We start from the raw sequence: 14,383 nt of genomic DNA, 5'->3' as shown, positions 1-14,383 counted from the left end.
ATCTGTAAAGCATCGCGTAGGGACGCTGTCAGGTAAGTCTCATCATATGAAGCATTCCAAGCACGGATCTGCAAAACAGAGAGAGCTTATGACCCTACCCATCCACACGACCCAGACAGCCGCCCCGCAATCACGTCCGATATTCAACGCGATCACGCAAGCACGTGGCTTTGTTCCCAATGTCTATGCCGTTTATGGTGGTCTTCCTGATGCGATGACCGGGTTTGCTGGGCTGACCGGCGCATTTGGCAACAGCAGCCTGACACCTGCCGAACGTGAAGTGATCCAACTTGCGGTAAGCGTGGCCAACAGGTGCCGCTACTGCGTCGCGGGTCACACAGCTTTTGCTGCTGATGCCGAACTAAGTGACAGCCACGTCCAAGCGATGCGTGCAGGGTGCGACCCTGATGATGATCGTCTTGGTGCCTTGGCGCGCTTTGCCCGGAAATTGACAACGGACCGTGGTCGTGGCTGCAGCGAAGAATACGCGGGCTTTTTGGCGGCCGGTTATCACCCGGATCAGGCTTTGGAGGTGATCATAGGTGTCGCAAACAAAACTCTGAGCAACATGACAGCCAACTTGCTGGACCTGCCGCTTGACGCGGAGTTTGCGCCTTATGCATGGGTTCCTAAGGCGGAAGCAGTATGAGCCCCAAAAGCCGCGAAAAGGGACTAAAGATCGCTTTGGTCCTGTTTGGGACAATCTGTTTTCTGATCTATCCACTGGCCGCTATCTGGCCTTCGGGGTGGGTCTGGCATGGTGGCGGAGGTCAGCACTATTTCCAAATGATCTGCGGAATTTATGCGGTTCTGGGATGGTTCCTGATCCGGGCGTCCTCAGCCCCGCAAAACCATATGAGTCTGATCAGTTTTGCCATCTGGTCCAGCATTATTCACGCCGTAATTATGGCTATTCAAGTCAGCCACGACCACATGGAGATCGGTCATTTGGTGGGAGATATCCCAGCACTTATCATCATGGCCGCGGTGCTTTGGTATTTGTCGCCACGCGTTTCAGAAACTCCCAGAGCCAGCGAAAGAACATCCAAATGATATCCTTAGTCAAACAGCGCGTCACAGTTAAAACCGCGGAGACTCCGGCTGAAATCGGCGCTGTGCAAGATATGATGCGGGCCTTGGTCGATTGGCTGTTTGTGCGCCATCACACCTACCACGACCTTGTGGCCCGCTATTTTGATCCGGATGAGTTTGAAAGCGAGCTGTCAGACCTGCCTGGCATTTACGGAGCCCCCGCAGGCACGCTGCTAATCGCGAGCGTCGATCTGAAGTTCGCTGGTTGTGTGGGATTGCGCGAAATCGATAAAGATGCCTGCGAAATGAAGCGCATGTTCGTCGATCCAAAATTTCACGGGCAGGGCGTAGGTCAGGTCCTTGCAACACATCTGATCCACCATGCCCGCGAATTAGGTTACGCAAGAATGTATCTTGATACCGGGCCAGAACAATTCGAGGCGTGCGGATTGTACCAAAAGCTCGGATTTCAACCGATCAAACCCTATTACAATGTCAGCGACGAAATGGCAGATTGGCTAACGTTCATGGTGCTGCAACTCGACCCACAGTGACTGGAAAATAGTTTAACCAATATCTTCTTCGCCTCTGTCGTTTCTGCCCGCAGGTCACATCCAAAAGGGCTACTCTGATCCACACTGCAAACAAAGGATCGTGGCGAGTTTCGCCATCATGTCGTATCTTCGCTTGCAGCGTGGATCGGATGAAGCGGGGCGATTGGAGAAGAAGACGCGGTCACGAGTGACTTGGTCGTCCTTCTCTTCCAACGGTTCGCACCGGCTGGCTGTCATCATCGCGCGGGCATAGATGTTGAGCATCGATTACGATTCCGGTGCGGCGTGTTTGAGCGTGTTCTTTCTTAGACTTGCGATCGTGAGGCCGTAGATGCAAACCACCACGACAGCTAACGCCGCGGCTTGGTAGGGTTCGATGGCATCACCTAAGAACGGGACAGCAAGAACCATCGTCACGGCCGGCCAAGGTGTTGTGATCGAACTGGCCAAAGATACGTCGATATGGCGGACAGCGTAGAACCAGACGATCAATTCGAGGAAGTAAACCAGCCCCATGAGCGCTGACATTGTCTGGAAGATCGCGCTTATACCCATGTCTATTCCGGAAGGGACAGCGATGACTAAAACGACCGTCAGGAAGAGGGTCGAGATCGCGACCCGGAAAAACGTCACCTGAGTGGGCGTGATTGGTGTATTGCTCAGTTCCTCCTTGATTATGACATGCGCGATGCTCCACAGAAGAGGGACACCGAGTGAGACCAGGAACCAAGGCGACAAGCCCGATATCAGGAAGGTTCCGCCGGTCCCAAGGTAGTAGAGTGCACCAATCAGAATGGCGGTCAGGGTGAGTTCAATGGCGGTCTTGCTACGCTTCAGAAACAGGGACTCCCAGAAGATCGCGAATAGCGGGTAGGCTTGGATCGCGATAGCTGCATTCGCAGCCCCGGCTTTTTCGACTCCCAGCACATAAAGATAGGTCGAGAGGCCAAAGAGCGCACCTGTGAAGAGAGCGACGAGTATCATCTGGCGACGTACCCGGCGGGACAGATCAATGCCGAAGATTCCCTTGGCACCCCTGCGCAGTTCCCATCCGAACACAGGCACGGCAAACACCACCTGCCAAACCGAAAGTGCGAAGGCGAAGCTGAGCGCTCCAACGTCGGAGGGGCGCAGGTTGGAGATGATTGGCATGACTCCAAGCAGTGTGAGGCTAACGAGAGAGAGTGCGATGCCTTTCCCGATTGATGGAGAAAAAAGTGTCATAGCAGCAGACCATAATTGATTTGACGTCTACAGAAATTGCATCCACTAAACTACTGGTGCAATAAAAAGATTGATCTGATGGCAATTTGGGTTCCTGATTTATCAAGTCGCAATGGTCCGAAATATATTCGGATTGTAGAGGCGATGGCGGAGGACATCGCAACGGGCCGCTTACCTGAGGGAACGCGCCTGCCACCCCATCGCGAACTGGCTTATCAACTCGACGTGTCTCCGAATACGACCAGTCGCGCCTACGGCGAGGCAGTAAAGCGGGCGCTTCTAAGGGGTGAGGTTGGACGAGGAACGTTTGTTCGATCGACTGACACCGACCCGACACAAGCAGAACCAGAAACTCTGCGCAGGTCAGACAGCGGCCCGATAGACCTGTCCCGCAACCTACCGATGTCAGGGTTTTCCGAGCAACACATCCGTCGCGTTATGTCCGAGATCGCAAATGATACCGGCCTACGGTCCTTGCTGGATTACCAGACAGACGCTGACCTCGAGCATCATCGTGCTGCCGGTCAGACATGGCTGGCGTCTTGCGGTCTCTCTTCTGAAATTAACTGCATCGTTCCTATTGTCGGTGGGCAGCACGGCATTTTGTGCATTCTCATGGCGCTTATGCAGCCAGGCGACCTGTTGCTGGCCGAAGCACTAACCTACACTCCGGTCCTGGCAATGGCAGCGCGTCTCAATCTGCAAATCGGAGGCGTTGCGATGGACGAGGAAGGCGTGGTGCCAGAGGCGTTCGAGGCATGGTGCCGTGAGGCCAACCCCAAAGCATTTTACATGACCCCCACCTTGCAAGCGCCAACAACTGTCACGCTATCTCAGGCACGACGGACAAGGATCGCCGAGATTGCTACACGCTTCGGCGTGATCCTGATCGAGGACGATGTGTTCGGGCCGCTCAAATCCGACAAACCTGAGCCGCTGGCGAAGATCGCGCCAGAGGCCGCAATCTACGTAACAAGCTTATCAAAGGCGGTCGCACCCGGATTGCGCGTGGGTTTTCTGAATGCCCCCACGAAGCTGGCTGCCGCACTGCATCTGTCTGTCAATCTGAGCGTTTGGATGGCACCACCGTTGACTTTGGAAGTGGCGAGCCGGTTGATCGAGGATGGCACGGCAGCCGAGTTAACCGGCCAGCAACAACGCATCGCCAGAGTCCGACAGCAGCTCGTTCAGCGTATTCTGGGGGTCGCCGTCATCCCGAAACTCTCGGACGGCTTTCATGTCTGGCTTACGCTACCGGAGGGCTGGCGTGCGGATGTATTCACCGCGGAATGCGCCCGTCTGGGCGTTCGCGTCAGCGAAGGCCGCAGCTTCGCCATCAATGCAGGTGACGCACCGGAAGCTATTCGCCTTTGTGTCAGCCACGAGGCAAATGAAGTCCGATTGCAACGCGGCTTGGAAATTGTGGCGGGTGTGCTACGGCAAAAGCCGAGCGGGTCCTCGATGGCGATCTGACAAATGGGCATCACACAAAGCCGTCATTTACTCGCTGTGCGGCATGTGTAGGGATGGGCTCATACCAGACTCCGGTGCCGTTGCAGAAAGGGCCCCTGCCCCACCTATGACTGATCATGCGGACGGCCCAGAGCCGACTTCCACCAGCTTAGTTGAATGCTACGTCGCAGCCCATCAAACCGGACTTTCGCTGCGAATGCAAATATTCCGGAAATCTGAACTCACACAACTCGGGACATAGCTGACCCTATTCAAACCAAAGGGAGAGATTGGAAGGAGTAGAATTGTTTCTCTTGTTCTTCTCAACAATGGTACCCAAAAATGAGTTATGTGAAACACTATTGGCACTGAGTTGAGTAACACAAATGGATGCAGAATGGCGAAGGATCGACACGAGGGCCGAGTTCATCGACATCTTTGCGGACAAGGTTCTGTTTGGTGATAACCTGAGGTTCACTATCCATTCATCAGGCGACATTACCGGCCAGGCTGGTGGACAAGACTTCTTTGGCTCTTGGTACTGGGAGGATGGCTTCTTCTGTCGAGCTGTGTCGAGTGGAGAAGAAAACCACGGGTTGGATTGCGAGGTTACTGAATATCGTGGCCTCCACATGCGGTACACGCGACAGATGGGACAAGGGTATTCCTCAGTTGTTACCATCGAACAGGTGTGATGCGATTGATCTGCACCTGCAACTGAATGAGCCCAAACGGCTCGTCGCCGCAGCCGAGACGCCGACTGTAATTGCAATGTGAAGTATCTGTGGTTGCAGGGCAAAATCCTCATAAGTTTCGATCCAAACAAAGCCCAAGGGTAAATCTGTCTCAAAACAAGTTGTATGAACCAACTCAGTTTTGGGCCCCTTCCACGACAAACCAACGTTTGTGGAAGAACTCACGTTAAATCGCCAATCCCATCAGATGTTCCGATCGCTACGCGAAATGCATGGTGCAGTTCCTCCGTCATTCACACGTCGCAGGAGACCATCTGCGAAACGCAGGCCACGGGTCCTGATGAGTCGGATGAAATTGCGCCTGTTCCAATTTGAGGTCTGAGTTCATTAACGGATGTCTGAAGCCAGCGCGTCCTGGACGAATCCAAGCGACTCGATCCGCGTTGCATGAGCCTGAATGGCCGGCCAGTCCCGAGCGCATAGACCAGAGTCACCCATCCACCGAGACATGACATACAAGTAATAATCCGCAGCCGTATGCGTATCGGCGCACAGAGAACTTTGCTCAGACAATTTTTGTTCGGCCATGGATAATCGAATTTCCAAGTGGCGTTGTCCTGGTGCCAGGAACTCCTGCGGTGTTCCAGGCCGAAACAAAGGGCTGAAGCTCTTGTGGATTTCGGTCCCCACATAAGCCAACCAAATCATGGCCTCTTGCCGCTTGTGCGTCCCCTGTGCACCCAGCAGGCCCGCCTCGGGTGCAACAAAATCGATCCAATCAATGATAGCGATGACTTCTGTCAGACATCTTCCGTCACTCAATTGTAATGCCGGAACATAAGCCATTGGATTGATCCGGCTATAATCTGAGCCGTCACGCAACTGGCGCGTGACATAGTCGACCTCGATCAGTTCAAACCGCATTTTTGCCGCTCGCAGTACAATGTTGATGACCAGCGAACACGCGTCGGGGAAGTAGTACAGCCTCATTGAACAAACGCTTCTTCAGTCGGTGGTTCTTTCAGTACAACAAGGGCAAGGTCGTAGGGTCCATCGTTCACCTCAAACATGCGGTGCCCCTTGCCATTTAGGTCACAGGCCAGAAACTGATCCCCTGCTTGCAAAACCCGTGTATCCATATCGGTTGTCTGAATGCGAACTGCACCCCGAAGGACGGTTCCGAGAACAATTGCAGGCGCGGTGTGCCAGTCGTCAATGTAACCAGCGGGATGATGCATCATCAGCACCCCCTCAGCGTTCAATTGAGAAGTGGTTGTGTATCCCGCCGGTGATGGCGGTGTGTAACGACCCTCCTCAAGCGTCCAGTGATGATCTGAAAACCGCGATCCGAAATTATCATCTTGGTTTATGCGAATAATTTTCATAGCAAGGTCTTTCTTTGGTTGGTGATAATGTTGAAAGCCGCGTTGCCAATGCCAAAGCACCTCTTTTTCAATCGACGCGCAATCTGCACGGCCAGGACCCGGATTTGCCAAGTGCCAAACTCTATTATCGCGTTCTAAACGAAGTTGGGCGGACAAGACGCGACGGTTCTGGGGTCTGTTAACATGGCGAGAACTCTCGTGCTTGGTTGGGTTTGGGCAAGTACGAGACCTGCCCAATCCTTGACCTCACAGGCTAGTGCGTTCGGGCAGCGCCACATACATTTGAACATGTGTAACGGTTGAAAACTCTCCGGGAAGTGGGCCATAGGTCTGACCATCAGAATGCCAAGCCAACCCCAGATCAGCAGCCAGGTGCTCTCCGCTCAATTGCAGGCAAGGCGAAATGGTGCGCTCAAAATCAGCTGATCCGTCACCGTTCGCGACAAAGGTATTCTCTGACCCATCACGCGCGCCAAAGGGCAGGTCATATGTTCCGATGAACGGGTCGGTCGGTGGCCACACCATGAAATCATGCCAGATAGTGTAGACTCCACCGGGCACGAGGTTTTCAAAGGCCAGATCAACGGTTCCAACCCCATTGCTACAGGTGTATGTCCCGCTCCCCTTTGCCGCGAACCAATCGCCGAGCGTGAGGCCAAGCGGTCGACCCTTTGGATAGGGGCCGGTATCGGTTGTGTCCAAAAAGTTGTGCTTTACCTCAATACCCGGCGCATAGAGCGGAACATCCATGTCACGGGTCGCAGCTGTGGGGCGGAACACCTCACCCGAGCCGGGGACCCTTTCATAAAAAACATCCTGCTCGGCCATGCCGTCGTCAATGTGGAAGATGAACGTCAGCGACATGCTTTCTGCGGCGTCATAGCTGACTTTGATATCATCCTGGGCGTTCGATTGAGTTGCCATGGTCACGGCCAGAACGGCAACACTGGTCAATAGAAAGGGTCTCATGTCATTGGTCCTTTGGTTAGATTTGGGCATATGTGCCCGGGGAACCGGCCCCGATGCAGAGCCGGAATTCTGATAATTGGTTTCATGCGGCGCAGGTTCTAAGGCGCTAGCCGTCGGGCTCGAGCGGTGTTGGCTGCGGTTCCAAACCCGACGGAACAGCTTGGGGAATGAGCGCGGAACGATCCTTGGCGGTCGGGTCCGTCAAAGAATCCAGGAAGGCCATAAGCTCAGCGATTTCGGGCTCTTCCAGCTGCACCGGTGCCAGCGTGTTTGCGTTCGCAATCCGCTCCCGCAACTCAGCTGCGCCGTGCACCCAGCGGTCGCGCAAGTCAAATGCAGAACGACGCTCGGGATTAAGTGGACGAAAGATCAACTCTGATCCATCTCCAGTTTTCTCGATGATCTGGTCAAGCTCCCGTAACGACACGGTATCAGCATCAAAAGCTTCAAGAGAAGCGACACTGTCCAAATGGTGGCGCACCATCGCCTCCAGATCATCAAATGCACCGTCATGCCCCCAGGGGCCTGTCAGCGAGACATTGCGAAGGCTGGGCGTGCGGAATGCAAATAAATCGTCCATTTCAAAGGTGACGCGGTAGCGCCCTTCGTCCTCTGTGTGCAAACCAAAACCCGATGCGCGCCAATAGCTCGTATCCCCACCATGCCCCTTGCCCGGGCCAATTTGAGGAACGGCAATGGCATGGAAATCGTGATCCGTCAGCAATGCACCGGAATGGCAGTCTGCGCAGCCAGCTTTGCCATAAAACAGATCCGCACCTTTGCGTGCTGCGTGAGAAAGGGCTGTGTGATCGCCTGCGATGAATTGATCAAACGCGGTTTGGTTGGAGCGAAAAGCCACCGACTGAAACGCAGCCAGTGCGTTTGCGGCCTGCACCATTGTGACTTCATTATCTTCGGGAATAGCCGCGCGAAACAGGGTGCGATATTGCGGCTGGTCGGCCAACCGTTCGGCTAGCAAATTCCAGGCGTCTGTTATGCGATCTTCTGCAACGGCGGTGGCGACCGGATTCTCACCCTTTTGCCCGGCCATTTCTGAGGCCGAGAGCACCGGAAACATCGCCTGCGCGGCCAATACGCTGTCCAGACCAACGGGCAGATGTTCGCGAGCCGGGCTCCAGAACCCGCTGTCAAATGTTGCAAGCGGGTCAGGTTCTACCCGCCCGTCATGGAACATCGAACGATATTCCTTTGCGCCAATGTTCCATAGAGCCTGCGCGTTGCGTGGGATGCGTTCGGTAACCCCGTCTGCAGTCCGACGCTTATCGCCGAAACCTGTTCCCCCTTCGCCAATCGACAGAGCGACCTCATCGCTGGTGCCGCGTGCCGGGTCATGACAGGTGCCACAAGAAATATTGCGATTACCTGACAGGATCGGATCAAAAAACAGATTCCGCCCCAACTCGACCAGCTCTGCTTTCGGCTTGCCGTCATGCAGAAAGTCACTGTCCTCTAAGGCTGAAGGCAAAAGGGACGATAGTCCGCTTTCCGGTTGGGCATGCACCGAGTCCAAAGTGCCAACAATCAAGAGAGCCGATCCGGTTGCAGCACGTAGAACCCGCGCGCGCAAGGAAGCCAGTGAACCCGTCCTTCCTGCCATCTCGGCTAGTTTCCCTGTCTTGAAAACGGACATTTTACTTTCCTTTGATCAATAGATTTCGAAAATTGCGCGCGTCTCAAAACATGCGGTGATGGTCTGCAGTGTCCGATTTCAAGTCGCGCAGATGTTCGAGGCCAACGTCCCGCAAGAGATCGGTGGGCAATTGCGCCAGTTTTCGCAGGTCACGTTTGTTCCTTTGGCGTGCCCGCCACCAGTTAAAGAATTTGGCGACGTTCATCCTTGCGCGACGTCTGCCACTCAGCCCCTTGGGTTGATCCATCATGGTCATTGAAGAGTTCCTTTCAGAGTAAGCGATTGAGGGGGATCAAGCTGTGCCGCACGCGTTGTCCGTCTCTCATTCGACAGCTGCGAGTTTTGCGCCGAAATGCTGGTCGCAAGGCGAGTTGCACTGACACCGGCGGCATAGAAGAAGCCTTCGAATGACACACCGAACCCTGTGAACCAAAGGCCCGGATTTCGGTTGTCCTTTTGACCCGCCGGGCACAGCGGATACCCACGCTTGTCCAATGCGCCAAGATGTCCAAACAGGTCCTCCAGACCCGTCTGGTAGCCCGTTGCACAGATCACCACGTCAGGATCGACTTTGTGGCCGTCTGCCAGTTCAACAGTGTAGGGTGAGAAGCCGACAGCCTGACCCACGACCTCGAAACGACCCATTTTCAACGCTTTGACAAACCCGTCATCCAGTGCGGGCGTCACCCCATCATTGATCAGGCGTGATCCGCCGCCTTTGCGATGTCGGGGCAATCCATGGCGGCGCAAGTTGCCAAAATTCATCCATTGCATCCCTGCCATCAGCGGATCGAGAGCCCATTTGGGGGTGCGGGAAAACAACCTGGCCATTCTGTGCATCGGATATCCAAATATCCGCGTTGGCAGGATCGAAGGCCCGTTCCGGACAGAGATCCAAACCTGTGCAGGATTGGCCCGCGACAAGTGGTTCAACACATCCGAGCCGGAGTTTCCGGCGCCCACGACAAGCACCTTTTTGCCGTCATAACTGGATGGTTCTTCGAAATCAGCGGCGTGAATAACCTTACCGCCAAACTCATCTAGGCCAGGCCAGATGGGCATGTCGGGCTCTTTTTCGCGCCCGGTTGCAACTATCAGATGAGCGCAGGTATATGTGCCCTTGTTGGTCCCAACCTGCCAACCACCTACAAGACGGTGCACCGACTGGACGCAGGTTTCAAATTGGATATCGGACGCCAATCCAGCCGCATATTCGCTGAGATAATCAACGACCGCATCCCGGGGCAAATACGTGCCGGGATGGCGAGGTTCATGGTGACCTGGGAGCCGGGCAAAATGGCGGTGAATGTTCAGCCGCAACTTCGGATGGCGCGCACGCCACGGGTCGGCAACCCGGTCAGAGGCCTCCAGAATCGTGACGGGTATTTTGCGGTCACGCAATTCAGTGGCAGCTGCCAGACCGGACAGTCCAGCTCCGATAACGATGGCGGTTGTTGAATGAGAATGTGTCATCTTTAATCTCCAAAAAAGGGCGCGTTTAGCAGCCCATTCGAGGCTGATATCAACGGGTCAATGCGGCACAGATCTGGGCCAGATGCCTGTGATCTGTCCCACAGCATCCACCGACAACACGCATGCCTGGAAGCAATTGCCTCAGCTGCGCGTATTGCGCGCCCAATTCGACCGGATCGCCATCGTCTAGCGTTTCACAGCAATCAAGTTCTGCATGTGACATGCGCGAAGCATTTGCACGCACGCCTCCGATACGCTGCGCCCAATCGGAACCCTCAGGGATCATGGTGCGAAAGTGATCGGGGTGGGCGCAGTTGACCATGTAATATGCGGGCTTTGTTGTGGCCGCGGTATCAACCTGTGTGATGGCGTCTTGCAGCATCTCGCCTGTAGGAAGCCGCCCATCGGTTTCAACCGTAAAGCTGATAACGCAAGGCACACCCAACTCTGCGACGGCATTGGCGACACCAACTGCCTCTGGCACGTTAGTGAGTGTCAGCGCGCTGATCATGTCGACGCCTGCGTGAGCAAGGACCCCAACCTGAAAACCATGGTAAGCCTGCGCTTCCTCGATGGTCATGATGGATTTTGGATCATAACCATCGCCACGTGGACCAATGATGCCATTGACAAGGACATTCAACCCGTGGCCCAACGTGCGGCGCAGTTCCTTGGCATCCTGTACAGCTTGGCAATTCACATGCCGCAGATGATCCAAATCGTGGCCGAGCTCCTGACCCCAATCAGGGTTGGCGCGCCATGTATAAGTGTCCAGTAAGAACCCTGTTCCATTTTGGCGGGCCAGTTCAAAGATCGGGGCAAAGTACTCCTTGAATGCGGCGCGACCTTCTTCCAGCTGTGCCAGTGGGTAGGCCGCAAAGCAGGGCATGTCGAAACCCTTCTCAAATACAAGCCAGGTTTCAAGTCCGGCATCTGTCAGAAATAGCTGATCAGATTGATGCGGCAGTATTGTCGACGTCATATTACGCTCCATTCAGGTCATTCAGTTTCAATAAGGGACAGATCTGAGAAAACGCTGGATGGCGTTCCACTTGCTCGAACTGTCACATTCAATGCAACCGTATTGCCTGACGAGATCGTGTCGTGATATGCCGATATATGACCAAATCGGTGAATATCGGACATACCCATGCTGGATAAGAAAACCACCTGCCGCACAGCGGTTCTGACCATGCCCTGCGTCGGAACTTCGACAGCCTATTGTATTCTTGATGCTTTGGCGTCTGTGGGACGGGACTGGGAAATGCTTCATGGTAATACGCCCAGACCACCTGTTTTTGACGGCGCATTACTGTCGGTTGATGGTGCGGCTTATGACGACATCAACGGACGACGCATTACACCGGATGGATCGTTGGAAAGCTTTGGAGTACCCGATCTTGTCATCATTCCTGACTTTCATTTTGCGCCAGGTACGGGAACGCCGGAAGAATTTGCGCAATTCATCCCGTGGCTCAGGAAAGCACAAGACGATGGCGCGTTGATCACGTCGGTTTGTTCCGGAGCCTACTTGCTTGCCGAGGCCGGAATGCTGAATGGGCTCGATGCCACCAGCCATTGGAGCTTTTGCGACCTACTCGCTCGGCAATACCCCGAAATCAAAATGCGGCGCGAACGTATCCTTATCCCTGCGGGCGAAGGGCATCGGATTGTGACTGCCGGTGGCGCTTCGGCCTGGGGCGATCTGGTGCTTTATCTGATTGGGCGGATTGCAGGCGCGGATGAAGCCCGCCGCATTGCCAAGATCTACTTGCTGCAGCCGCATAGTGAGGGGCAGCTGCACTACGCTTCTCTCACCGCAGGCGCTCAAACCGAAGATGCATTGGTTGCTGATGCTCAGGTTTGGGCCGCTGATAACTACGCCCTTGCGACACCAGTTGCCGCGATGGCCGCACGAAGCGGCTTGACAGAACGCAGCCTATTGCGGCGTTTCCGAAAGGCCACGGGTCAAACGCCTGTCGACTACATCCAGACGCTTAGAATTGAGGAAGCCAAGCAGATGCTCGAAACAACCGATCTGCCAATCGACGATATTGCCGAGGAGGTTGGATACACAGAACCGTCGAGTTTCCGAAATGCCTTCCGGCGATATGTTGGGATGCCCGCATCGACTTACCGCAAGAAGCGTTTGTTGTTGATGCCTGTCGGCTCCGAAGGGCAATAGCATGACCCACGGCTACTGATTGGTAATATGGGTCTTTCATCGCCTTCCAAGAAAACCGCAGAACGTAGCCGCGCATCGGCGCCGGACGGCCAAAAGTGTTTTCCAGATTGCCAAGTCAAGCAAACCCGGCGACGGGTGCGGCATGGCTGAAAACCGGGCGGCGCGCCATGATTGTCCGATGCGCTTCTTCGGCATGGCCCGATTTCAACAGCAGGTTCAAGTAAGTTAGCTCCAACAGGTCGCGCTGCGCCCTGCTCCCGCCGAGACGCGCGTGATCCGCCATGGTCGGCGTCAGATATTGCAGGGCAGCGGTCCAGTCTTGCCTAGCTATCGCGCCCCAAGTCCGGGCAACCGGGCGTACAAGATCCGCCGCAAAACCCGACTGCGTCTCTGCCAGGGTCGCGAGACGATCGCCGTCTCCTGCCATGGCATAAGCCAGCGCGCTGTGGATATCTGCAAAACTCATGCCCGGGTTTGGAAAAAACCTTGATGCGTAGTCGCTGAGGTCGCTCCAAAGCTCAGGCGCCACGTCGAGGCCCGCGATCTCAGCACGGTACAGTAGGGCTGCTGCGTCGGTTAGCACATTTACAGGCATCGAATGAGACGCGGCAGGCGCTATCGCGTCGCCGTATATCCCCCATAGTTCGGCCTCATCCTCTTGCTCTAAGGCCCACAGTGCGCGATGCCAGCTCAGGTGTCCGTGCAACACCGACCGTTCATCGTAATCCGCAATCCAGTCGGCAAGGTAGGCGCGACCAGCCTCTCCCGCCCCTTGTTCGTAAAGTGTATGCGCTTTGAAATGCGAGGCATTCGCATTGACATTGTTCAGGGCAAGTGAGCGCTCCATCATGGACATCGCCTCATCGAGCTGCCCGACCTCGCAAAGCGCCTGGCCATGCACGCTCATGATCCACCAATCCTCACCCAGGGCATCGAACAGTTGCGTCGTATAGGCAAGTTGAAGGCTTTCTCGGCCAGGTTCGCCAGACATGCCAATCAAACCGAAAATGTTGGTGCAAATCTGCGCGACCAACACATCGCGCGGATAATCTGCAACGTGATCCTGAACTGCGCGTCGTGTCTCGGAAATGCGTCCTTGAAGTAGCAGTTCGAAGACGGTGAGATGAGCTGCCTCACGCTGGGTCAACTGCGTTGCACAATCACGGGCCGTCGCCATCGCCTTTTGGGCACCGGGCATGTCGGTGTCGTACATCCGTGCTCGTGCAAGTCCGACATGACCCAGGGCGAAGCCGGGATCGGCCGCGACAGCGGCGGCAAAAGCGTCGCTCGCGCCAAATGTTGCCGCAAGGATATGATCAATCCCGCTGACATAGGCGTCTCGCGCCTCAGGCACGCTGGTGGTCAATGGCAATCCGTATTGATCGGCTAGCATTTCAGGGTCTCCTATTTTGCCGACACATCAAAGAGTGCCTGTTCCAATATCGCTCCAGCACTTTCTGAGCATCAAAGCCCAGAAACGGTTTCTTGGATACTCAGAAAATTGAACCATTCAGGAGCGAAATTGGAAGTTAACGGTTTTTTAGCCTTCAAAGCTGAGCGCTGCGGCCCCTACAAGATCGGCTTCACGGCACTGCAGCGTCGCCCTATTTCCTGATCACTCGGTTTTTAGGAACGGCCCAAAGCTGCCCTCCGTTCGGGGCATCAGATGCTGCACTGCGGCCCGTCGAACCCGATGGGGTGGATAGCTCCTGCTCCAACCGGCGTCGCAATGCGCCATACTGCAGTTGTGTATCACTGCTAGG

The 14,383-nt window shown here is 55.1% G+C and carries 15 protein-coding genes; 6 read left to right on the top strand and 9 right to left on the bottom strand.

The genetic code is table 11. From position 1 onward, the window contains the following. The first annotated feature begins 88 nt into the window (after positions 1–88). The 3 genes from BLU89_RS19395 to BLU89_RS19385 are packed head-to-tail and all read left to right on the top strand — an operon-like array spanning position 89 to position 1,586. Positions 89–649, top strand: a complete 561-nt coding sequence (locus BLU89_RS19395) for a carboxymuconolactone decarboxylase family protein (RefSeq protein ID WP_074739124.1) — start codon at positions 89–91, stop codon at positions 647–649. Continuing rightward, positions 646–1,053: a DUF6632 domain-containing protein gene (locus BLU89_RS19390; RefSeq protein ID WP_074739122.1), complete on the top strand. Its 408-nt coding sequence runs from the start codon at positions 646–648 to the stop codon at positions 1,051–1,053. The genes BLU89_RS19395 and BLU89_RS19390 overlap by 4 nt, the downstream gene beginning before the upstream one ends. Then, positions 1,050–1,586 (top strand): GNAT family N-acetyltransferase, encoded by a 537-nt coding sequence (locus tag BLU89_RS19385; protein ID WP_074739120.1) that lies wholly within the window; start codon positions 1,050–1,052, stop codon positions 1,584–1,586. The genes BLU89_RS19390 and BLU89_RS19385 overlap by 4 nt, the downstream gene beginning before the upstream one ends. Before the next feature lie 267 nt (positions 1,587–1,853). Here the strand turns inward: BLU89_RS19385 and BLU89_RS19380 are convergent, their stop codons facing one another. Then, positions 1,854–2,810 (bottom strand): EamA family transporter, encoded by a 957-nt coding sequence (locus BLU89_RS19380; RefSeq protein ID WP_074739118.1) that lies wholly within the window; start codon positions 2,808–2,810, stop codon positions 1,854–1,856. 78 nt (positions 2,811–2,888) lie between these two features. Here BLU89_RS19380 and BLU89_RS19375 point away from each other — a divergent pair, with 78 nt between their 5' ends. Together BLU89_RS19375 and BLU89_RS19370 are read left to right on the top strand one after the other, a co-directional pair. Further along, positions 2,889–4,283 carry an aminotransferase-like domain-containing protein gene (locus tag BLU89_RS19375; protein WP_074739117.1) on the top strand — a complete coding sequence of 465 codons (1,395 nt, stop codon included), beginning with the start codon at positions 2,889–2,891 and terminating at the stop codon, positions 4,281–4,283. 365 nt (positions 4,284–4,648) lie between these two features. Next, the gene (locus tag BLU89_RS19370; RefSeq protein WP_074739116.1) at positions 4,649–4,957 is read left to right on the top strand and encodes a hypothetical protein; all 309 of its coding nucleotides are present in this window, start codon (positions 4,649–4,651) and stop codon (positions 4,955–4,957) included. A gap of 387 nt (positions 4,958–5,344) precedes the next feature. Here the strand turns inward: BLU89_RS19370 and BLU89_RS19365 are convergent, their stop codons facing one another. The 7 genes from BLU89_RS19365 to BLU89_RS19335 all read right to left on the bottom strand — a co-directional run bounded on the left by BLU89_RS19365 (position 5,345) and on the right by BLU89_RS19335 (position 11,417). Continuing rightward, positions 5,345–5,947, bottom strand: a complete 603-nt coding sequence (locus tag BLU89_RS19365; RefSeq protein WP_074739115.1) for a glutathione S-transferase N-terminal domain-containing protein — start codon at positions 5,945–5,947, stop codon at positions 5,345–5,347. Continuing rightward, positions 5,944–6,453 carry a cupin domain-containing protein gene (locus BLU89_RS19360; RefSeq protein ID WP_143030628.1) on the bottom strand — a complete coding sequence of 170 codons (510 nt, stop codon included), beginning with the start codon at positions 6,451–6,453 and terminating at the stop codon, positions 5,944–5,946. The genes BLU89_RS19365 and BLU89_RS19360 overlap by 4 nt, the downstream gene beginning before the upstream one ends. A 135-nt stretch (positions 6,454–6,588) precedes the next feature. Beyond that, a complete protein-coding gene (locus BLU89_RS19355) occupies positions 6,589–7,311 on the bottom strand; it encodes a hypothetical protein (RefSeq protein ID WP_143030627.1) in 723 nt (240 codons plus the stop codon). A 106-nt stretch (positions 7,312–7,417) separates the two neighbouring features. After that, on the bottom strand, positions 7,418–8,962 hold the full coding sequence (locus BLU89_RS19350) for a cytochrome-c peroxidase (RefSeq protein ID WP_245709801.1): 1,545 nt from the start codon (positions 8,960–8,962) through the stop codon (positions 7,418–7,420). Positions 8,963–9,005: 43 nt separating this feature from the next. Then, positions 9,006–9,218, bottom strand: coding sequence for a YjiS-like domain-containing protein (locus BLU89_RS19345; RefSeq protein WP_074739109.1), 213 nt, complete (start codon positions 9,216–9,218; stop codon positions 9,006–9,008). Next, positions 9,215–10,435 carry a flavin-containing monooxygenase gene (locus tag BLU89_RS19340; RefSeq protein ID WP_074739107.1) on the bottom strand — a complete coding sequence of 407 codons (1,221 nt, stop codon included), beginning with the start codon at positions 10,433–10,435 and terminating at the stop codon, positions 9,215–9,217. The genes BLU89_RS19345 and BLU89_RS19340 overlap by 4 nt, the downstream gene beginning before the upstream one ends. A gap of 49 nt (positions 10,436–10,484) precedes the next feature. Beyond that, complete coding sequence (locus BLU89_RS19335) at positions 10,485–11,417, bottom strand: homocysteine S-methyltransferase family protein (protein WP_074739105.1); 933 nt, start codon at positions 11,415–11,417, stop codon at positions 10,485–10,487. Positions 11,418–11,585: 168 nt separating this feature from the next. On the opposite strand from BLU89_RS19335, the gene BLU89_RS19330 reads away from it, so the two are divergent. Beyond that, positions 11,586–12,620 carry a GlxA family transcriptional regulator gene (locus BLU89_RS19330; protein ID WP_074739103.1) on the top strand — a complete coding sequence of 345 codons (1,035 nt, stop codon included), beginning with the start codon at positions 11,586–11,588 and terminating at the stop codon, positions 12,618–12,620. Positions 12,621–12,735: 115 nt separating this feature from the next. Here the strand turns inward: BLU89_RS19330 and BLU89_RS19325 are convergent, their stop codons facing one another. Continuing rightward, complete coding sequence (locus BLU89_RS19325; protein ID WP_074739101.1) at positions 12,736–14,013, bottom strand: tetratricopeptide repeat protein; 1,278 nt, start codon at positions 14,011–14,013, stop codon at positions 12,736–12,738. Between the last annotated feature and the right edge of the window lie 370 nt (positions 14,014–14,383).

The sequence above is a fragment of the Ruegeria halocynthiae genome (assembly GCF_900106805.1).
Taxonomy (GTDB): Bacteria; Pseudomonadota; Alphaproteobacteria; order Rhodobacterales; family Rhodobacteraceae; genus Ruegeria; species Ruegeria halocynthiae.
The sequence above is the reverse complement of the archived record's forward strand: the minus strand, read 5'-3'. Positions and strand labels throughout refer to the sequence as shown.

What these genes read in the sequence shown, in the direction of transcription:
- BLU89_RS19395 (WP_074739124.1), top strand. Translation starts at nt 89, where the DNA reads ATGACCCTACCCATCCACACGACCCAGACAGCCGCCCCGCAATCACGT.
- BLU89_RS19390 (WP_074739122.1), top strand. Translation starts at nt 646, where the DNA reads ATGAGCCCCAAAAGCCGCGAAAAGGGACTAAAGATCGCTTTGGTCCTG.
- BLU89_RS19385 (WP_074739120.1), top strand. Translation starts at nt 1,050, where the DNA reads ATGATATCCTTAGTCAAACAGCGCGTCACAGTTAAAACCGCGGAGACT.
- BLU89_RS19380 (WP_074739118.1), bottom strand. Translation starts at nt 2,810, where the DNA reads ATGACACTTTTTTCTCCATCAATCGGGAAAGGCATCGCACTCTCTCTC.
- BLU89_RS19375 (WP_074739117.1), top strand. Translation starts at nt 2,889, where the DNA reads ATGGCAATTTGGGTTCCTGATTTATCAAGTCGCAATGGTCCGAAATAT.
- BLU89_RS19370 (WP_074739116.1), top strand. Translation starts at nt 4,649, where the DNA reads ATGGATGCAGAATGGCGAAGGATCGACACGAGGGCCGAGTTCATCGAC.
- BLU89_RS19365 (WP_074739115.1), bottom strand. Translation starts at nt 5,947, where the DNA reads ATGAGGCTGTACTACTTCCCCGACGCGTGTTCGCTGGTCATCAACATT.
- BLU89_RS19355 (WP_143030627.1), bottom strand. Translation starts at nt 7,311, where the DNA reads ATGAGACCCTTTCTATTGACCAGTGTTGCCGTTCTGGCCGTGACCATG.
- BLU89_RS19350 (WP_245709801.1), bottom strand. Translation starts at nt 8,962, where the DNA reads ATGTCCGTTTTCAAGACAGGGAAACTAGCCGAGATGGCAGGAAGGACG.
- BLU89_RS19345 (WP_074739109.1), bottom strand. Translation starts at nt 9,218, where the DNA reads ATGACCATGATGGATCAACCCAAGGGGCTGAGTGGCAGACGTCGCGCA.
- BLU89_RS19340 (WP_074739107.1), bottom strand. Translation starts at nt 10,435, where the DNA reads ATGACACATTCTCATTCAACAACCGCCATCGTTATCGGAGCTGGACTG.
- BLU89_RS19335 (WP_074739105.1), bottom strand. Translation starts at nt 11,417, where the DNA reads ATGACGTCGACAATACTGCCGCATCAATCTGATCAGCTATTTCTGACA.
- BLU89_RS19330 (WP_074739103.1), top strand. Translation starts at nt 11,586, where the DNA reads ATGCTGGATAAGAAAACCACCTGCCGCACAGCGGTTCTGACCATGCCC.
- BLU89_RS19325 (WP_074739101.1), bottom strand. Translation starts at nt 14,013, where the DNA reads ATGCTAGCCGATCAATACGGATTGCCATTGACCACCAGCGTGCCTGAG.